The sequence below is a fragment of the Neorhizobium vignae genome (assembly GCF_000732195.1).
GTDB classification, from domain to species: Bacteria; Pseudomonadota; Alphaproteobacteria; order Rhizobiales; family Rhizobiaceae; genus Neorhizobium; species Neorhizobium vignae.
Map to the genome: position 1 here is coordinate 40809 of NZ_JNNU01000029.1, position 18860 is coordinate 59668.

General features: G+C 62.3%; 20 protein-coding genes. 12 read left to right on the forward strand and 8 right to left on the reverse strand.

What is annotated here, in order from left to right:
- Positions 1-41: 41 nt before the first annotated feature.
- Positions 42-1199 (reverse strand): PA0069 family radical SAM protein, encoded by a 1158-nt coding sequence (locus GQ59_RS28050; protein WP_037087711.1) that lies wholly within the window; start codon positions 1197-1199, stop codon positions 42-44.
- Positions 1200-1332: 133 nt separating this feature from the next.
- Between GQ59_RS28050 and GQ59_RS28055 the strand changes: the two genes are divergently transcribed.
- Complete coding sequence (locus tag GQ59_RS28055; protein WP_037087712.1) at positions 1333-1851, forward strand: glycosyl transferase; 519 nt, start codon at positions 1333-1335, stop codon at positions 1849-1851.
- A gap of 3 nt (positions 1852-1854) precedes the next feature.
- Here GQ59_RS28055 and moaB read toward each other — a convergent pair whose 3' ends face one another.
- The 4 genes from moaB to GQ59_RS28075 all read right to left on the reverse strand — a co-directional run bounded on the left by moaB (position 1855) and on the right by GQ59_RS28075 (position 6351).
- Positions 1855-2403: a molybdenum cofactor biosynthesis protein B gene (gene moaB, locus GQ59_RS28060; RefSeq protein ID WP_037087713.1), complete on the reverse strand. Its 549-nt coding sequence runs from the start codon at positions 2401-2403 to the stop codon at positions 1855-1857.
- On the reverse strand, positions 2400-3329 hold the full coding sequence (locus tag GQ59_RS28065; protein ID WP_037087714.1) for a 4-(cytidine 5'-diphospho)-2-C-methyl-D-erythritol kinase: 930 nt from the start codon (positions 3327-3329) through the stop codon (positions 2400-2402). The genes moaB and GQ59_RS28065 overlap by 4 nt, the downstream gene beginning before the upstream one ends.
- Before the next feature lie 5 nt (positions 3330-3334).
- Positions 3335-5170, reverse strand: coding sequence for a tetratricopeptide repeat protein (locus tag GQ59_RS28070; RefSeq protein ID WP_051904245.1), 1836 nt, complete (start codon positions 5168-5170; stop codon positions 3335-3337).
- 164 nt (positions 5171-5334) lie between these two features.
- Positions 5335-6351 (reverse strand): polyprenyl synthetase family protein, encoded by a 1017-nt coding sequence (locus GQ59_RS28075; RefSeq protein WP_037087716.1) that lies wholly within the window; start codon positions 6349-6351, stop codon positions 5335-5337.
- 107 nt (positions 6352-6458) lie between these two features.
- Between GQ59_RS28075 and GQ59_RS28080 the strand changes: the two genes are divergently transcribed.
- Complete coding sequence (locus GQ59_RS28080; protein ID WP_037087717.1) at positions 6459-6680, forward strand: putative signal transducing protein; 222 nt, start codon at positions 6459-6461, stop codon at positions 6678-6680.
- A gap of 84 nt (positions 6681-6764) precedes the next feature.
- Positions 6765-7565, forward strand: a complete 801-nt coding sequence (locus GQ59_RS28085) for a tRNA1(Val) (adenine(37)-N6)-methyltransferase (RefSeq protein WP_037087738.1) — start codon at positions 6765-6767, stop codon at positions 7563-7565.
- On the opposite strand, the gene GQ59_RS28090 is transcribed toward GQ59_RS28085, so the two are convergent.
- Entirely contained in the window at positions 7534-8874 is a 1341-nt protein-coding gene (locus tag GQ59_RS28090) for an Nramp family divalent metal transporter (RefSeq protein ID WP_037087718.1), read from the reverse strand. The two genes, GQ59_RS28085 and GQ59_RS28090, sit on opposite strands and share 32 nt — an antisense overlap.
- Positions 8875-9041: 167 nt before the next feature.
- Between GQ59_RS28090 and GQ59_RS28095 the strand changes: the two genes are divergently transcribed.
- The 4 genes from GQ59_RS28095 to GQ59_RS28110 are packed head-to-tail and all read left to right on the forward strand — an operon-like array spanning position 9042 to position 10822.
- Complete coding sequence (locus GQ59_RS28095) at positions 9042-9908, forward strand: S49 family peptidase (RefSeq protein WP_037087719.1); 867 nt, start codon at positions 9042-9044, stop codon at positions 9906-9908.
- A 27-nt stretch (positions 9909-9935) separates the two neighbouring features.
- Positions 9936-10127: a hypothetical protein gene (locus GQ59_RS28100; protein WP_007772443.1), complete on the forward strand. Its 192-nt coding sequence runs from the start codon at positions 9936-9938 to the stop codon at positions 10125-10127.
- Positions 10128-10187: 60 nt separating this feature from the next.
- Positions 10188-10418 (forward strand): AbrB/MazE/SpoVT family DNA-binding domain-containing protein, encoded by a 231-nt coding sequence (locus GQ59_RS28105; protein WP_037087720.1) that lies wholly within the window; start codon positions 10188-10190, stop codon positions 10416-10418.
- Positions 10418-10822: a PIN domain-containing protein gene (locus tag GQ59_RS28110; RefSeq protein WP_037087721.1), complete on the forward strand. Its 405-nt coding sequence runs from the start codon at positions 10418-10420 to the stop codon at positions 10820-10822. The genes GQ59_RS28105 and GQ59_RS28110 overlap by 1 nt, the downstream gene beginning before the upstream one ends.
- Here GQ59_RS28110 and GQ59_RS28115 read toward each other — a convergent pair.
- Positions 10803-11096: a hypothetical protein gene (locus GQ59_RS28115; RefSeq protein ID WP_037087723.1), complete on the reverse strand. Its 294-nt coding sequence runs from the start codon at positions 11094-11096 to the stop codon at positions 10803-10805. The two genes, GQ59_RS28110 and GQ59_RS28115, sit on opposite strands and share 20 nt — an antisense overlap.
- Before the next feature lie 143 nt (positions 11097-11239).
- Between GQ59_RS28115 and GQ59_RS28120 the strand changes: the two genes are divergently transcribed.
- On the forward strand, positions 11240-12193 hold the full coding sequence (locus GQ59_RS28120) for a glycine--tRNA ligase subunit alpha (RefSeq protein ID WP_037087739.1): 954 nt from the start codon (positions 11240-11242) through the stop codon (positions 12191-12193).
- Between the two features lie 30 nt (positions 12194-12223).
- Here GQ59_RS28120 and GQ59_RS28125 read toward each other — a convergent pair whose 3' ends face one another.
- Positions 12224-12421 carry a hypothetical protein gene (locus GQ59_RS28125; RefSeq protein ID WP_037087724.1) on the reverse strand — a complete coding sequence of 66 codons (198 nt, stop codon included), beginning with the start codon at positions 12419-12421 and terminating at the stop codon, positions 12224-12226.
- A gap of 200 nt (positions 12422-12621) precedes the next feature.
- Between GQ59_RS28125 and GQ59_RS28130 the strand changes: the two genes are divergently transcribed.
- From GQ59_RS28130 to glyS, 4 genes are all read left to right on the forward strand, one after another.
- On the forward strand, positions 12622-13173 hold the full coding sequence (locus GQ59_RS28130) for a LemA family protein (protein ID WP_037087725.1): 552 nt from the start codon (positions 12622-12624) through the stop codon (positions 13171-13173).
- A gap of 89 nt (positions 13174-13262) precedes the next feature.
- Positions 13263-14537 (forward strand): 3-phosphoshikimate 1-carboxyvinyltransferase, encoded by a 1275-nt coding sequence (locus GQ59_RS28135; protein ID WP_152564483.1) that lies wholly within the window; start codon positions 13263-13265, stop codon positions 14535-14537.
- 42 nt (positions 14538-14579) lie between these two features.
- Positions 14580-16511 (forward strand): DUF2207 domain-containing protein, encoded by a 1932-nt coding sequence (locus GQ59_RS28140; RefSeq protein WP_174459638.1) that lies wholly within the window; start codon positions 14580-14582, stop codon positions 16509-16511.
- 88 nt (positions 16512-16599) lie between these two features.
- Positions 16600-18822, forward strand: a complete 2223-nt coding sequence (gene glyS, locus GQ59_RS28145; RefSeq protein ID WP_037087730.1) for a glycine--tRNA ligase subunit beta — start codon at positions 16600-16602, stop codon at positions 18820-18822.
- Positions 18823-18860 lie beyond the last annotated feature (38 nt).

Genomic DNA, 18860 nt, shown 5'->3' on the forward strand with positions numbered 1-18860 from the left:
TCGAAAATTGGAATTCGCAATCGAACCGGAAGCCGGTCCGGTCAGAGCAGCGAAAGCTGGATGCCGCCGCCGTCGGGACGAAGGAAGATGTCGTCGCGCAGCGGCAGGCCGCGCCGGACCATGCCGAGCCGCTTGGTGGCCATCTCGAAACGGCGGCCGATCTGCCAGGCATAGGGACCGGCGCCCTTCATCCGCTTGCCCCACTCGGCGTCGTAGTCCTTGCCGCCGCGCATCGAGCGGACGAGCGACATCACGTGCCGGTAGCGGTCCGGATAGTTCTGCAGCAGCCAGTCGCGGAAGAGGGGGCTCACTTCCAGCGGCAGGCGCAGGAGCACGTAGCTTGCTTCAGTCGCCCCTGCCGCATGGCCGGCGTCGAGGATCCGCTCGATCTCATGGTCGTTCAGCGCCGGAATGACCGGAGCCATCATGACCGCGGTCGGAACGCCGGCATCAGTCAGCGCCTTGATGGCAGAGAGGCGCTTGGGAGGGGTCGAGGCGCGCGGCTCCATGGTGCGGGCAAGCTTGCGGTCGAGGGTGGTGACCGAAATGCCTACCTTCGCGAGCCCTTTCGAAGCCATGTCGGCAAGGATGTCGATGTCGCGGGTGATCAGCGCCGACTTGGTGACGATCGCGACAGGATGGTTGGCTTTCTGCAGCACTTCGAGAATCTGACGCATGATCCGCCATTCCCGCTCGATCGGCTGATAGGGGTCGGTATTGGTGCCGATCGCAATCGCTCGCACCTTGTAATCCGGGCGGCTCAGCTCCCGCTCGAGCAGTTTCGGCACGTCCGGCTTGGCAAACAGTTTCGATTCGAAGTCGAGGCCCGGCGAAAGCCCCATGAAACTGTGCGTCGGCCGGGCGAAGCAATAGATGCAGCCATGTTCGCAGCCGCGATAGGGATTGATCGAGCGGTCGAAGGAAAGGTCGGGGGATTCGTTGCGGGTGATCGCGGTGCGCGGCTTTTCCACCTGCACCTCGGTCCTGAACGGTTCGAGTTCCTCCAGCGTCTGCCAGCCGTCGTCGAATGCTTCGCGGCGCTCCTCCTCGAAACGGCCGCTCGGATTGAGCCCCGCACCGCGCCCGCGGCGCCGGTCGACCTCGATCCGAAGACCGGAGGATTTGACCAACGCATCGGCAATATCGGCCGTATGGGCAGGCGCGAAAGCGTCCTGCCGCAATAGATGCAGCTCGTTCATGGGTTAGCTCCTGAAGGGGAAATTCCCCGTTCCTGATGACTAAATTCCTAGCGCCGAAATGAGAACATTGCAAGAACAAAATTGAAGGCCCGCATTTCTGGCGTTCCTTGTTGCAATGCGTTACATGTCAGGAATGCTGACTGTCATCATGGAATGCCGCGATCAGGAATCCGAGCTCGCGCAGACGCTCTCGGTGCTCGTTTCCGCTGCGGTGGAGGGACTTGTGAGCGATGTCGTGGTGCTCGACCACGGCTCGCGGGACGGTTCCTCCCGCGTCGCCGATGCGGCCGGCTGCCGTTTTTACGGCCATTGGGACATCAAGGATATCTTGCGCGGCGCCCGTGGAGAATGGTTGCTGCTGGTCGAACCCGGCGCCCGGCTGCAGGCCGGCTGGATCGACGAGGTGATGGAATACATCGCGCTGAACAAGCAGCCGGCCCGCTTTGCCCCGGCGCGCAACTATAGGCGACCGTTCTTCAAGCGCATCGGCCGCGCCGTGCCGCCGCTGGAATACGGCATGCTGCTGCCGAAGCGGCAGGCGATTGCGCTCGCAAAATCGGGGATGGACCTGGAAACGCTGGCGCGAGGCCAAAAGGTGTCGAAGCTCGCCAGCGAGATTATTCCGGCCTGGGTGGCGGCGGCCGTCAGGTAGCAGCTATTTGCCGCCGCGCTTCAGGTGTTCGTCGAGCCGCGGCATGATCTCGATGAAATTGCAGGGCATGTGGCGGTAGTCGAGCTGTGCCTTCAGAATGCCGTCCCACGCGTCCTTGCAGGCGCCGGGCGAACCCGGCAGCACGAAGATGAAGGTGGCATTCGCAACCCCACCGGTCGCCCGCGACTGGATCGTCGAAGTGCCGATCTTGTCATAGGAAATCCGGTGGAAGACTTCGGAAAAGCCGTCCATGCGTTTTTCGAACAGCGGCTCCAGCGCCTCGGGCGTCACGTCCCGGCCGGTAAAGCCCGTGCCGCCGGTAGTAATCACCACGTCGATATCCGGATCGAGCGTCCATTCCCGCACCTGACCGGCAATGCGGTCCTTGTCGTCGGGCACGATCGTGCGCGCCTTCAGGTCATGGCCTGCTTCCGCGATCCGCGCCACCAGCGTGTCGCCGGACTTGTCGTCTGCAAGCGTACGGGTGTCGGAGACGGTCAGCACGGCGATGCCGACGGGGATGAAGGAACGGGTTTCGTCGATCCGGTTCATTGGATTTTCTCTGTCACCTGTCCAACGGTTCTCACAGCCTGAAAATACCATTCCGGCTTCTGGCCGTTAAGGCTTTCCATCGCCCTTTCCGCCGCTTCGAAGGAAGGAAATATCCCGAAGCAGGTAGCGCCGGAACCGGACATCCGCGTCAGCACCGTCCCCTCCGCGCCGATCAGGCTGGAGATCTGGTCGATCTCGCGCACCAGCGAGCGCGCCGGCGGTTCGAGATCGTTGCGCAGCGTTTTCAGGAAACCGATCCAGTCGTTGTCGAACGGGCCGATCGCCGCGTTTTCCTTTTGCGTCAGGCGCAGGAAGATATCCGGCGTCGAGACACCGACGAGCGGATTGCCGAGCACCAGCGACAGCGATGGCAGACCTGGAAGCGCGGTCAGTTCCTCGCCGATCCCCCTAGCCATCAGCGCCTCGCTCTTGAGACACATCGGAACGTCGGCGCCAAGCGAAAGCCCGAGCGCTGCCAGTTGCCCGTCCGGCAGGCTGGCATTCCAGAAGCGCATCAGGCCGCGCAGGGCTGCTGCCGCATCCGCCGAACCGCCGCCGATACCGGCTGCGACCGGCAGGTTCTTTTCGAGATGGATGGCAACCGGCGGCGCCGGAACGCCTTTATCCTCCAGCGCCGTGCGCAGGAGATCGCGCGCTTTCAGCACGAGATTGCCCGTCTTGCCTTCCGCCGAGGTCGGCAATAGCGAGGCGAATCGGCCGGAAACGGAAAGATCGTCGGTGTCTGCCTCGCTGAAGTACAGCCGATCGCCCGTGTCCGCGAAAGTCACGATGCTTTCGAGCAGATGATAACCGTCAGCCCGCTGGCCGGTCACGTGCAGGGCGAGATTGATCTTGGCGGGCGCCAGTTCGAAAAGGCCCGCCTTGTCGGCGAGCCTGCTGTCGGATGACGGATTGTCCAGAAACATGCGCGTCAGGATTTCTTGTCGGGATTGGCCGGCGCCGGCGGGGCGGGTGCCACGGGTTCCGTCGGACTGCGGTCGGCGGTCGTCGCGTTCGGATCGAGGGGCGCCAGGCCCTTCTCGATCTTCTCCTTGATCTGCTCGCGGTTGATATCTTCACCTTCCGAGATCAGCGCCCGGTTCCACTGGTAGACGGCCTCGAGCTTGCGCCCGACGCGCCAGTAGGAATCGCCGAGATGGTCGTTGATCGTCGAATCGCCGGCACGCAGCTGGACGGCACGCTCCAGCTCGGTCACGGCATCGTCGAACTTACCCATCCGGAAATAGGCCCAGCCGAGCGAGTCGACGATATATCCGTCATCCGGCCGTGCATCGACGGCCCGCTTGATCATGTCCAGACCTTCGTCGAGGTTCTTGCTCATGTCGACCAGCGAATAGCCGAGATAGTTGAGGACCTGCGGCTGCTCCGGATTGAGCTCGAGCGCCTTGCGGAAGTTCGGCTCCGCCTTTGCCCAGTTCTTAAGCCGCTCGTAGGCGATGCCGCGCTGGAAGAAGATGGTCCAGTCGCCGGGCTTAGGCACAGGCCCGATGACCTCGGCGGCCTTGTCGTAGGTTTCCGCCATGCTCTTGTAGTCCTTGGCGTCGGAAAGGACGCTGCCATAGGCGATGTAGCTGCGGATGTCGGAGGGATCGGAATCGATCAGCGACTTCAGGTGCTGCTTGGCCTCCTCCACCTTGCCGGTATCGGAAAGCGTCACTCCGAGCTGCAGCTCGGAAATTCGGCGCATCGGCGAATCGGCCGGAACGCTGGCATAGAACTTGATGGCGCGCTCCGGCTGCTTGAGCTTTTCGGCGATGCCGCCGAGCAGGATCAGCGTATCGGCGCTCTTGGGATCGAGCGCGTGGGAAATCTGCAGGTAGAGCGAGACCATGTCCTCGGCGCCCTGGCGGTTCAGCGCCCCGCCGATCGAAAACAGGACGCCGGCAGCGCCTTCTGCGGCATTGCTGACCTGCTGTTCAGGCTTCTGGCCCTTCTCGATGCTCTGGCGCAGGGCCTTGAGGGGCGCATAGTTGGAGACCATGCCGTCACCGACGGAGATCGCGTCCAGCGCTTTCTGCTTGTTGCCGGCAGCCGCTTCGAGACGTGCCAGCGCCATGACCGCGCGCATGAACGTGTCCGGCGCGGTGGCGACGGCTTCCTTGTTGGTAACGGCGGTATTGAGGTGCTGCCGCGCCGTGCCGATATCGCCCGTCACCAGCGCCATGGCGCCGAGATGGTAATCGGTGAACACCTTGTACCAGGCAGGTCCCTTGAGGTTGTTGAGGCTGGCCATCGCCTGCTTGCCCTTGCCGGCGCCGACATCAGCCCAGGCGGAGAGAAGCTGGTGGGTCAGCCGGTCGAGATCGTTCGGGCCTTCATAGGCTAGGACCTTCTTGGCTGTGTCGAACTTCTTGGCCCGCAAGGCATCGAGGCCGCGGACGATCTTGGTGATCCGCTCGACGGCGTTGTCTTCCTTCAGCGCATTGGCTTCGGCGAGACCCTGGTCGAAATCGCCGTTGAGCAACAGCGAGATCATCAGCCGTTCGCGGATTTCCAGATTGGCGGGATCGAAAGCCAGCGCCTTGCGATAGAGCGCGATTGCAGTGTCGTAGTCATGATCGACGTCGGCGGTCCGCGCTGCCAGGAAGGCGCCGGAAAACGTCTTCACGTTGCCAGGGCTGAACGTCACCGTGTCTTTCACCGCTGGCTTCGCTTCCGCCGTCGCCGCATTGGCCACCGTTCCGAACAGGAGAGCGGTTGCAATCGCCACGCTGGAGAGCAGAAGAAGGCTGGATTTCTGCCGCATAGACATGCCTTTCGTAAGAGCATGGCGATTCGGTGAAATACCGCCGCCGATTCCGCCCTATTGATTCATGATAGAATGGCTTTTTTGAAGCACGTCCGCAAGGAAATCCCCAGCGCCGCGTAGCCGCGGCGCTGGTCACACCTTCGTCAACGGACGGCTTTCCCTCAGTTCACGCGCTGGATCGAGAAGTCGATGACTTCGAGAAGAGCGGCCTTGAGCGGAGAGGCGGGGAGCGGTGCCAGCGCGTCGCGGGCGATCGTGCCGTAATGCAGCGCCCGGCCGATCGTGTCGTTCAGGGCGCCGTATTTGTTGATCAAGCGGAGCGCCTTTTCGAGGTTCTCGTCGCTGCTTTCGCCCTTCTCGATCGCCTGACGCCAGAAGGCGCGCTCGGCTTCGGTGCCGCGGCGATAGGAGAGGATAACGGGCAGCGTGATCTTGCCCTCGCGGAAATCGTCGCCGACGTTCTTGCCGAGATCGGCAGCCTTGCCGCCGTAGTCGAGCGCGTCGTCCACGAGCTGGAACGCAAGCCCGAGGTTCATGCCATAGGATTTCAGCGCGCCCCGGCCGGCCTTGTCGGCATTGGCGATGATCGGCCCGACTTCGGCGGCGGCGGCGAAGAGAGCAGCCGTCTTGGCGCGGATGACCGAAAGATAGTCGTCCTCGGTCGTCTCCATGTTCTTGGCGACGGAAAGCTGCAGTACCTCGCCTTCGGCGATGACGGAGGCTGCGGCCGACAGCACGTCGAGCGCTTCGAGCGAGCCGACATCCACCATCATCCGGAATGCCTGGCCGAGCAGGAAGTCACCGACCAGAACGCTTGCCTGGTTTCCCCAGATCATCCGTGCGGTGGAACGCCCGCGGCGCAGATCGCTTTCGTCCACCACGTCGTCGTGGAGAAGCGTTGCCGTGTGCATGAACTCCACGCTCGTCGCAAGCTTCACATGGGCTTCGCCCTGGTATCCGAACAGGGCCGCAGACGCGAGCGTCAGCATCGGCCGCAGCCGTTTGCCGCCGGACGAGATCAGGTGGTTGGCGACTTCCGGGATCATCTGTACGTCGGAGCCGGCCTTGGACAGGATCAGCTGGTTGACCCGATCCATGTCCGCCTTGGTCAGATCCACCAGCGGTTTGACGGATGCCAGTTTGTTTTTGCCTTCTTCAAGCGGTATGACGACGCCCAATGATCAGGCCTCCCTATCGAAATCTTTCAAACGACAATAGAAAGAGGCTGATAGTGCGGCAAGCGCAAATCGCGTCCGGCCGAATATAATGGGGTAACAAAGACATCATGCTGGAGATCATCCGCACCAACGACATCGTGATCCTGTCGCTGGCACAGAGCCTGATGAAGGATGCGGGCATCTACTGCATGGTTGCCGACCAGTCGATGAGCGTGCTCGAAGGTTCGCTCGGCCTGTTGCAGCGTCGGCTGATGGTCGATGGCGAGCGCGCCGACGAGGCCCGGCGGATCCTGAAGGACGCGGGGCTGGAAGCGGAGCTGCGGCCTTGAAGGTTGGGTGGGACGATCGTTTATGCCGCAGGATGTAAGCCAACGGATGTGTGAACCGGCCGACATCGAATGGTGCCGCAAAGCATGACTTCCCCCACCCACACCATCGACGCCTTCCACCGCGGCCGCTTTCACGTCATGCAGCCGAAGGGCGGCGGCCATCGCTCAGGCGTCGATGCCATGCTGCTCGCCTCATTGGTCGCCTCCGACAAGCCGGTGAGCATCGCCGATCTCGGCTCGGGCGCCGGTGCCGCGGGTCTTGCGGTCGCCTCGCGGCTGGAGCAGGCAAAAGTCCTGCTGATCGAAAAATCGCCGCTGATGGCGGACTATGCCCGCAAAACGCTGGAGCTTCCCGAAAACGCCTTCATGGCCGGTCGCGTCGAGGTGCTGGAGGCGGACGTGACGCTGACCGGCAAGCCCCGGCTCGCCGCCGGCCTCGTCGACGAAATCCACGACCACGTGATCATGAACCCGCCCTTCAACGATGCCAGCGACCGCAAGACGCCGGATGCCCTCAAGGCCGAGGCGCATGCGATGACGGAAGACCTGTTCGAAGCCTGGATCCGCACCGCCGGCGCAATCATGAAGCCGGGCGGGCAGCTGTCGCTGATCGCCCGGCCGCAATCGATCGCCGAGATCATCGAGGCCTGCGGCAGGCGTTTCGGCGGGCTGGAAATCACCGCCCTTCATCCCCGGCCTGACGAAAGCGCGACGCGCATTCTCGTCACCGCCGTCAAGGGATCGCGCGCCCGGCTGACATTCCGGGCGCCGCTTTTCGTACATGGCGCGGATGGCCATGCCTTCTCGGCTTTCGTGGACGACCTCAACAATGGCCGGGTCGCCTATGCCCGCCTCAGCCCGAAACGAAATCCACGAGCAGCTTGACGTTGAGGCCGGCAATGACGACGGCGATCAGCCAGGCGATGCCGGAGAGCCAGATCGGCGCCACGAGTTCGCCCATCTTCGCCTTGCTGGCGGTGAACATGACGAGCGGGAAGACCGCGAAGGAGAGCTGTAGGCTAAGCACGACCTGGGTGAGGATCAAGAGTTCCGCCGTGCCGGCGTCGCCGTACCAGATGGTGACGAACGCGGCCGGGATGATGGCGATCCCCCGGGTGATCAGGCGGCGGATCCACGGCTGCAGCTTCATCTTGAGGAAGCCTTCCATGACGATCTGACCGGCGAGCGTTGCCGTCACCGTCGAATTTAGGCCGCAGCAGAGCAGCGCGATTCCAAACAGCGTCGGCGCAATGGCAAGGCCGAGGAGCGGTGCCAGCAGCGAATGTGCTTCGCCGAGTTCGGCTACCTCGGTCCGCCCGGTACTGTTGAAGGCGGCTGCCGCAAGGATCAGGATCGAGGCATTGATCAACAGTGCGAAGCAGAGTGCGACGGTGGAGTCGATCGTCGCATAGGTCAGTGCTTCCTTCTTCTCGGGCAGAGTATGGCCATAGTTGCGGGTCTGCACGATGCCGGAATGCAGATAGAGGTTATGCGGCATGACGGTCGCGCCGAGAATGCCGAGCGCCAGATAGAGCATCTCCGGATTGGTGACGATCTCGGTGGTTGGGAAGAAGCCGCGGATGACGCCGCCCCACTGCGGATCGGCAAGGAATATCTGAATCGCAAAGCACACGGCGATGACGCCGAGCAGGGTGATGATGAAGGCTTCCACCCAGCGGAAGCCCATCTTCTGCAGGTAGAGGATGATAAAGACGTCGAGTGCCGTGATCAGCACGCCGAGCTCCAGCGGAATGCCGAAGATCAGGTTGAGGCCGATGGCGGTGCCGATCACCTCGGCAATGTCGGTGGCGATGATGGCGATTTCGGCAAGCGCCCAGAGCGGGATGGAAACCCATTTCGGAAACGCGTCGCGGCACGCCTGCGCCAGATCTCGGCCCGATGCGATGGCAAGGCGCGCACAGAGCGACTGCAGCACGATCGCCATCAGGTTGGACAGCAGCGCGACCGCGAGCAGCGCATACCCGAACTTTGACCCGCCGGCGAGCGAGGTCGCCCAGTTGCCGGGATCCATGTAGCCCACCGCGACCAGGTAACCCGGCCCGGCAAAGGCGGCGAGCCGCCGCCAACGGGATCCGGATTGCGAGATGTTGATGCTTCGATGGACGTCGGAGAGCGATGCCTCTCCCCGCTTGTTCCGCCAGCCGCTGTCCTGCTTCGAACCCAAAACGTCCATCTTCACTCTATCTCCGTTCGGGAGCGGATAATGCCTTGCTGGAATGATAATGCAAGTCATTCGCAACTGGAAAAATCAAAATCCTGCTTTAAGTGGCGCAGCCATTGCGTTTGAAAATCCGTCACATACATGCTCAGGCAGAGCCGAACGCGACAGAAGGAAAAGAAATGGCCGGGTTTTTGCAGAGGTTGATGCCGAAAAGGTTCCGTAAGAAAGGGCTGACGATACCCGTCGTCCGGCTTCACGGAGCGATCATGGCCGGCGGCAGCCAGTTCAAGCAGAGCCTCAACCTGGCCGGCGTGGCGCCGATGCTCGAAAAGGCTTTCTCGAAGAAGGACGCACCGGTCGTCGCGATCTCGCTCAATTCGCCGGGCGGCTCGCCTGTCCAGTCGCGCCTGATCTTCCAGCGCATCCGTTCGCTCGCGGAAGAAAAGGACAAGAAGGTGCTGGTCTTCGTCGAGGATGTCGCGGCCTCGGGCGGTTACATGATCGCGCTCGCCGGCGACGAGATCTTTGCCGATCCGACCTCGATCGTCGGCTCGATCGGCGTTGTGTCCGGAGGGTTCGGCTTTCCGGAACTGCTGCGCAAGATCGGTGTCGAGCGTCGCGTCTATACCGCCGGCGAGAACAAGGTGATTCTCGATCCCTTCCAGCCGGAAAAGGAAGGCGACATCGAATACCTGAAGGCCCTGCAGCTCGAAATCCACGAGGTGTTCATCGAGATGGTCAAGATGCGCCGCGGCGAGCGGCTGGCCGACGATGCGACGATCTTTTCAGGCCTGTTCTGGAGCGGGCTGCGCGGGCTCGATCTCGGCCTGATCGACAGTCTCGGCGACATGCGCGAGGTCCTCAAGCGCCGTTACGGCAAGGATACCAGGCTGGAACTGATCGGCAGCGCCCGCACCCTGTTCGGCCGCCGCGTGCCCGGCGTCGTCTTCGGGGAGGGCAGGGCCGGAGAAATCGCCGCAGGCGCGGTCACGGGACTTGCCGCGAGCCTGGAAGAAAAGGCAATGTGGAGCCGCTACGGCCTGTGACGAGCTTTTGATAATAAAGAGGGGGAAATGGCGCAGCTTTTATTTCTGATCATCGTCATCGGCGGCGGCTGGATGCTTTACAAGAAGTTCATCAAGGACGCCGAAAGACTGTCATCGCGCACCCGCCGCGAGGAAAAGGAGCGCCAGACCGGCGCGATCGGCACCCTGGAAAGGGACCCCACGACGGGGGAATACCGAGTGAAGCGGGATGAGGAGTAATACTTACCAAAGGGGCAGATTGATGATATACTTTTGCAAAGTATATCATTGGAGTGTGTGATGCAGGTCGCCAAATGGGGAAACAGTCTTGCAATCCGGATTCCAGCGTCAGTCGTTGACGCCTTAGGTCTGAAGGAAGGCGACGATATTACCGTGCGCATCGCGGACGGCACCGTATTTGAAATCGAGCGCGACGATACCCGGGAGAAGGCGCTTGAAAAGATCAAATCCTTCAAATGGGAATTACCCCCTGACTGGAAGTTCGATCGCGACGAAGCGAATTCCCGCTGATGCCGACGGTCGCGAATTTTCTCGACACGAACATTCTCGTCTACGCCTTCACCAAGGACACGCGGGCAGCGACAGCCCAACAGTTAGTGGGCTCTCCATTCGTTCTCAGTACTCAGGGGCTGAACGAGTTCGCAAACGTGGCGCGGAAAAAGCTTAGGCATCCGCTGGAACTGATTGAGGAAGCGATCGAGGCTATTTCCAAATTGGCTTGGATGATCGTTCCCATGGATCAGCAGATGACCATGACTGCTTTGAAACTTGTCGGGCGATACAATTTCGCATTCTATGATGCGTTGATGGTGGCCGCGGCATTAAAAGCCGATTGCACGCGCTACTACTCGGAAGACCTTCAAGACGGCTTGGTCGTCGAGGGGAAGCTCACCGTTATAAACCCGTTCCGTTGAACTCATGCTTTTCCGCGAGTCGCTCGCGAACGCGGTTAGCCATTTCGTCCCTATCCCAGGGCAACCACTGATCCCGCGGCTCAGCGCGGCGGCGGATTTCGTCCTTCATGCCGATCAGCGGATCGTCATGGGCGGAACTTTCCTCCTCGCGCAGCAGGCTGTCGATGCCGGCCTCGAGCACTTTCTCGACCGAGGGAAACTGGCCGTCCTCCACGAGCTTTTCGGCAAGCCGCAGGGAGCGCTCGGACAAGGTGAAGCTGTTCTTGACGTTCATGGTCTTTCTCCGGAAGAACGGACGAACCTTAGCATGGATCGTGCCCGGCGCGCATAGCCGCATGCTGCAAACGCATAAATCCTTGACCCGTGCCCCTGATGCGTGGCACTCGTCCGCATCCTCGAACCGACACAGATATGGCCATGACCGAGCTGCCCGACCACATGTCCCCGACCCGCTCCTTCCAGGGGCTGATCCTCGCGCTCCAGAATTACTGGGCCGACAACGGTTGTGCGATCCTCCAGCCCTACGACATGGAAGTCGGTGCCGGTACCTTCCATCCGGCCACCACGCTGCGCGCGCTCGGCCCCAAGCCGTGGAAGGCCGCCTATGTGCAGCCGTCGCGCCGTCCGTCCGACGGCCGTTACGGCGAGAACCCCAACCGCCTTCAGCATTATTACCAGTTCCAGGTTATCCTGAAGCCGAACCCGCCGAACCTGCAGGAACTCTACCTCGGTTCGCTTGCGGCAATCGGCCTCGATCCGCTGCTGCACGACGTGCGCTTCGTCGAGGACGACTGGGAAAGCCCGACGCTCGGCGCCTGGGGCCTCGGCTGGGAATGCTGGTGCGACGGCATGGAAGTCTCGCAGTTCACCTATTTCCAGCAGGTCTGCGGCATCGAATGCTCGCCGGTCGCCGGCGAGCTGACCTACGGTCTTGAACGTCTCGCCACCTATCTGCAGGGCGTGGACAGCATTTACGAACTCAATTTCAACGGCCGCGAGGGCGAGGAAAAGATCTCCTATGGCGACGTCTTCCTGCAGGCCGAGCAGGAATATTCCCGCCATAACTTCGAATTTGCCGACACCGCCATGCTGCACCGGCACTTCATCGATGCGGAAAAGGAATGCCAGTCGCTGCTCGCGGCCGGCGCGCCGGGTGCGAACGCCAACCAGATGCTGCACAAATGTGTCTTCCCGGCCTATGACCAGTGCATCAAGGCGTCCCACGTCTTCAACCTGCTGGATGCCCGCGGGGTGATCTCGGTCACCGAACGCCAGAGTTATATCCTGCGTGTGCGCACGCTTGCAAAGGCCTGCGGCGAAGCCTTCCTGATGACCGATGCCGGTGGTGTGAATTTCGGCAAGGCTGCTTGATTTCGGACCTGGTCGCGTGCGGCGAACCGTTCAGGCGGTTCCCGTCCATTGCGTGCCCAACTGCCAGACGGGTTTGAGGGTCGGATAGGCTCCGGTCGGAAGCTGCCCCGCATAGATCTGCAGAAACCGGCGCGTGCCGGCCGGCTGCGGCGGCTTCATCATTACTCCGTACTGAAAAAACAGCACGGCAAACGCCAGCACATTGGCGGTTCGCACCAAGGACGCCATGGCAATTCCATCCAGATTGTTTTGGGGTGGGGCCGAATCTTCGGAATCGCCCCTATTCTGCAAGAGAATCTAAGGTATCCACGCGGTCGGAACTTTGCTGTAAATCAAAACAGTCACCGCGAAAAATAATCGATGACTTCAACCACTTTTTTATACCAGGCCTCTACTGTCCCATCGCAACGGCAAGTCGGGAGACTCAGATGTACATTTTGATCGGCATAATTGTTCTCGTCGCACTCTACGTCGTCATGATCTACAACGGCCTCGTCAAAGCCCGCCAGATGGCGGAGGAGGCCTGGTCCGGCATCGACGTGCAGCTGAAGCGCCGCGCCGATCTGATCCCGAACCTCATCGAGACGGTGAAGGGATACGCCGCCCACGAAAAGAGCACGTTCGAGGAAGTCGTCAAGCTGCGCAACCAGGCGCAGGCTGTGCCGGCGGGCGATGTCGCCGGTCGCGCCCAGGCGGAAGGTCTGCTCGGCCAGGCCCTCGGAAAGATCATCGCGCTTGCCGAAGCCTATCCGGACCTCAAGGCGAACCAGAATTTTTCCGAACTGCAGGAATCGCTCGAAACCATCGAAAGCGAGATCCAGATGTCGCGCCGTTATTACAACGGTGCTGCCCGTGACCTGAACGTCAAGGTCGAAAGCTTCCCCAACAACCTGGTCGCCGGCCAGTTCGGTTTCTCGAAGCGCGAGTATTTCGAGATCGAGAACGCGGCCGACCGTGCCGTCCCCACCGTCAAGTTCTGAAATCCGCCATTGGACCTTCGTGCCGCAACGGTTTAAGAGCGCGGTCGGCCGCCGTATTGCGGCATTCCATTTGGCGTTAAGAGACGAATATCATGGGCAGAGCCAAACTCACCATCCTGCCGCCGGGCAAGCCGCTTTCCGGACGCGCCATGCCGCCGGGCTCGAAATCGATCACCAACCGCGCGCTGCTTCTGGCGGGCCTTGCCGAGGGCACCAGCCGGCTGACCGGCGCGCTGCGGAGCGACGATACGCGCTACATGGCCGACGCATTGCGGGCCATGGGTGTTTCGGTCGACGAGCCGGACGAGACGACCTTTGTCGTGACAGGCGGCGGTAAGCTTCTGCCGCCGTCCGCCCCGCTCTTCCTCGGCAATGCCGGCACCGCGACCCGCTTTCTGACCGCAGCCGTCGCTTCGGTGGATGGTACCGTCGTCGTCGATGGTGACGAACACATGCGCAAGCGGCCGATCGGCCCGCTCGTGACTGCCCTGAAGTCGCTCGGCATCGATGCCGAGGCGCCGACCGGCTGCCCGCCGGTGACGGTGCGCGGCAACGGCCATTTCGCCTCCGGCCGTGTCGAGATCGATGCCGGACTCTCCAGCCAATACGTCTCTGCGCTGCTGATGGCGGGGCCGCTTGTCAGCCAAGGCGCCAACGCCCCCTTGACGGTTGCGCTGGCCGGCGCGGAAATCGGCGCCCGCGGTTATGTCGACCTGACGCTCGCCGCCATGCAGGCATTCGGCGCCAGGGTCGGGCAGATCGACGCCGCGACCTGGAAGGTCGAGCCGACCGGCTACAAGGCCGCGGATTTCGTCATCGAGCCGGATGCCTCGGCTGCCACCTATCTCTGGGCGGCGGAAGTGCTGACCGGCGGTGCCATCGATCTCGGCGTGGCGGCCACAGCCTTTACCCAGCCGGATGCCAAGGCCTACGAAGTGATCGCCCAATTCCCGCATCTTCCGGCCGAAATCGACGGGTCGCAGATGCAGGACGCGATCCCGACGCTCGCCGTGCTCGCCGCCTTCAACGAAACGCCGGTGCGCTTTACCGGCATCGCCAACCTGCGGGTCAAGGAATGCGACCGGGTGAGGGCGCTTTCGCTGGGCCTTAATGCCATCCGCGAGGGCCTTGCGACGGAAGAGGGCGACGACCTGATCGTCGCGTCCGATCCCTCGCTCGCCGGCCAGATCCTGCCGGCCGAGATCAACACCTTTGCCGATCACCGCATCGCCATGAGCTTTGCGCTGGCGGGGCTGATGATCGGCGGCATCACCATTCTCGATCCCGATTGCGTCGCCAAGACCTTCCCCAGCTATTGGGACGTGCTGGCCTCGCTCGGGGTCGAATACACGGACATAGTTTAAACGAAAAACCTGGATCGGCCGGTGCCGAAGGGGAGGAATGTCGTGATGCGGTGGTTCTCCGGCTTTGGTCTGGCTCTGCTTCTCTGCTTGTCGGCGGCGCTGCCCGCCGCGGCGGAGGAATATATCCGCTCCTATCATTCCGACATCCAGGTCGCCGACAATGGCGACCTGACGGTGACCGAAACGATCATCGCCAATGCGGAAGGCGACAGGATCAAGCGCGGCCTGTTCCGCGACTTCCCGCTGACGATGCAGGATGCCAACGGCCGCACGGTGCGGGTCGGTTTCGAGGTCGTTTCCGTCACCCGCGACGGCCAGGCCGAACCCTTCCACACGGAAAGCGTCACCGGCGGCATCCGCATCTATTCCGGCGACAAGGACGTTTTCCTTCGGGATGGCGAGCACACCTTCGTCTTTACCTATAGGACCGACCGGCAGATCCGCTATTTCGACGACCACGACGAGCTTTACTGGAATGCCACCGGCAACGGCTGGGAATTCCGCATCGCCCAGGCCTCGGCGCGGGTGACCCTGCCGGGCAACGCGCGGATAACCCAGACCGCCGCCTATACCGGCCCGCTCGGATCCACCGCCCGCAATGCCCGCATGCAGGCCAATGGCAATCAGGCGGTCTTTTCGACCACAAGGCCGCTCGGCATACAGGAAGGTCTGACGATCGTCGCCGGCTTTCCAAAAGGGGTCGTCGCTCCCCCTTCGAAAGATCAGGAAAGCGCCTGGTGGTGGCGCGACAACATCGGGACGATCATCTCGATCGTCGGCCTTGTCCTCGTCGTCGGTTATTACGCCCTTTTCTGGACCCGCGTCGGCCGCGATCCGGACCGCGGCGTCGTCGTCCCGCGCTGGGATGCGCCGGAGGGCCTGTCGCCGGCCCTCGTCAACTACATCGACAACAAGGGCTTTTCCGGCGGCGGCTGGACGGCCTTCGCCGCAAGCGCGCTCGATCTGGCGGTCAAGGGTTACGTAACGCTGGAGGACCTCGCGGAAAAGATCGTCATCCGGCGTACAGACAAGAGCGCCCCCCGGGACGTGCCGATCGGCCAGGCCTCGATCCTCGGTTCCATCGGTGCCAAGGGGCAGGCACTGATCATCGACGAGGCACACGGCACCACTGTCCAGTCGATCGGCGCAAGCTTCCGCCAGGCGATCGAGAAGGAACACCGCGGCAAATATTACAATGGCAACAAGGGCTATGTGATCGGCGGCATTATCCTGAGCGTGCTGTCCATCCTCGCGCTGCTGGTGTTCGGCAATCTCGAACCGGACATGATCGCCATGCTGATCATCCCTGCGTTTTTTGCCGTGGTCTTCGGTTTCCTCGCCGTTGGTTTCGGCAAGGGTTTTCGCCGCGGCTCGTCGCTGGTTTCGAAGATCGTCTCGGTCGTTATCCTCGGTTTTATCGGCCTGGTGGCGCTGTCGATTGGCTCGGCAGTCCTGGTGGCGATCATGTCGGAAATGACGGGCAACGAGCATTGGCCGATCATGGTCTCGGTCGGCGGCATCGTGCTCGCCAACGTCATCTTCTTCTTCCTGATAGGCGCCCCGACGCCGCTCGGCCGCAAGCTGATGGACGGCATCGAGGGCCTGCGCATCTACCTGACGCTCGCCGAAAAGGACCGCATGAATACGGCCGGCGCCCCGACCATGTCGCCGCAGCATTTCGAAAAGCTGCTGCCCTATGCGGTGGCGCTCGGTGTCGAAAAGCCATGGAGCAACACATTCGAGACCTGGCTTGCGAGTGCTGCGGCAGGCGCTGCCGCCGGCGCCTATGCGCCCGGTTGGTATAGCGGCAGCAACAGTTCCAATTTCGGCGATCGCATCGGCGGCTTCTCCTCCTCGATGGCGTCCACCATCGCCTCGACCATCCCCGCCCCAAAATCCTCCTCGTCCTCCTCCGGCTTTTCCGGCGGCTCGTCCGGTGGTGGGGGAGGCGGTGGCGGGGGAGGCGGTTGGTAGACACTTTCGCCAATCCGGCTGGTGACTTTTGGCGGCGGGCTTGCTAAGGCCACGCCCTGTTGAACAATCATCAAAAAGTTGATTATCGATGCCCGATCTGCTTCTCGAACTCCGCTCCGAGGAAATTCCCGCCCGCATGCAGCGCAAGGCGGCGGGAGACCTGAAAAAGCTCGTCACCGACGCGCTGGTGGAAGCGGGCCTGACCTATGAGGGTGCGCGCGAATACTGGACGCCGCGCCGCCTGACGCTGGATATCCGCGGCCTGACGGCGCGTTCGGCCGACCAGCGCGAGGAGCGCAAGGGTCCCCGCACCGACGCCCCCGAAGGCGCCATCGCCGGCTTTTTGCGCGGCGCGGGTCTTTCGTCGATTTCGGAAGCGCAGGTCGTCAACGATCCGAAGAAGGGCGATTTCTACGTCGCGATCATCTCCAAGCCCGGCCGTCCGGCGGAAGAGATCATCGCCCAGGTGATGCCCGGCATCATCCGCAATTTCCCCTGGCCGAAATCGATGCGCTGGGGCGCCGCCTCCATGCCGAAGGGCGCCCGGTTCGCCGGTATCGACGGCAAAGGCCCGGAAAGCCTGCGCTGGGTACGTCCGCTGCAGTCCATCGTCTGCGTCTTCGGCCCGGAACATGACGAAACCCAGGTCATCCCCTTCGAGATCGACGGGCTGGTAGCGAGCAACGTCACCTACGGCCACCGGTTCCACGCGCCCGACGCCATCACCGTGCGCCGTTTCGACGACTATGTGACGAGCCTCGAAAAGGCGAAGGTCATGCTCGATGCCGACCGCCGCAAGGACGTCATCCTGCACGACGCCCGCGACCTCGCCTTCGCCAACGGTCTCGACCTCGTCGAGGACGAAGGCCTGCTGGAAGAGGTCTCTGGCCTCGTCGAATGGCCGCATGTGCTGATGGGCGAGTTCGAGCAGGATTACCTCGAAATCCCCTCCGAAATCATCCGGCTGACCATCAAGACCAACCAGAAATGTTTCGTCACCCGCCCGCAGACAGGCGGCGAGGGCCTCTCCAACCGCTTCATCCTGATCTCGAACATCGAGGCTAAGGACGGCGGCAAGGAGATCATGCACGGCAACGGCAAGGTCGTGCGCGCCCGTCTCTCCGACGCCAAGCATTTCTGGACCCGCGACCAGGGCGACATGCCTGATTTGGATACGCTGAAGGATTCTGCTGCGAAGTTCGACCTCGATCTGAAAAAGCCGCTCGACCAGCGCATGGCGAAGCTCGATGCGCTGAACGTGACGTTCCACGCCAAGCTAGGCACCCAAGGCGAGCGCGTGGCGCGTATTCGGGCGCTGGCTGCCCAACTGGCGCCGATCGTTGGTGCCAATCCGGCCCTCGTCGATCGTGCGGCCGTACTGGCCAAGGCCGACCTGCGCACCGAGGCCGTCGGCGAATTCCCCGAGCTGCAGGGTTTGATGGGCCGCAAGTATGCGATGCTGCAGGGCGAGGATCCGTCGGTTGCTGCCGCCATCGAGGATCACTGGAAGCCGAACGGCCCCTCCGATCGTCTTCCGGAAGACAAGGTCGGTCTGACGGTAGCGCTTGCGGACAAGCTCGACACGCTGGTGGGTTTCTGGGCGATCGACGAAAAGCCGACGGGGTCGAAGGATCCGTATGCGCTCCGTCGTGCCGCGCTGGGCGTGGTGCGGATTTTGCTGGAGCGGAATGTTCGGCTGGCGCTCAGCGAAGCTTTTCGAATGGCCTATGTTCCGAATCTCTATTTTCATCCTGGTAAGACGGAAGAAGAGATCGCGGATAGGGTTTATAAGCCCGACCTCCTCTCCTTCTTCCACGACCGTCTCAAAGTCTACCTCCGCGACCAGGGCGCCCGCCACGACCTGATCGACGCCGTCCTCACGCCGGACGCCGACGACCTCCTGCTGGTCGCCCGCCGCGTCGAGGCATTGACGGCCTTCATCACCTCGGAAGACGGCAAGAACCTGCTCGCCGGCACCAAGCGTGCCGTGCAGCTGCTCGCTGCGGAAGAAAAGAAGGGCACCGTCGTCGCCGATGGCGTTTCGGAAGAGCTGCTGAAGCTCGATGCCGAAAAGGCGCTCTGGGCAGCCATCGTGGTCGCCTCGAAGGAGGCGTCCGATGCGGTTGCCAAGGAAGATTTCCGCTCGGCCATGGAAGCCCTGTCTAAGCTGCGCGCGCCCGTCGACAAATTCTTCGAGGACGTGCTGGTCAACGACGAAGACACGGCGATCCGTGCAAACCGCCTGGCGCTCCTGAAGGCCATTCGCGAAGCAACCGCGACGGTTGCGGATTTTTCCAAGATCAGCGGCTGACCCAAACAAAAAAACCGCCGGATCTTTCGACCCGGCGG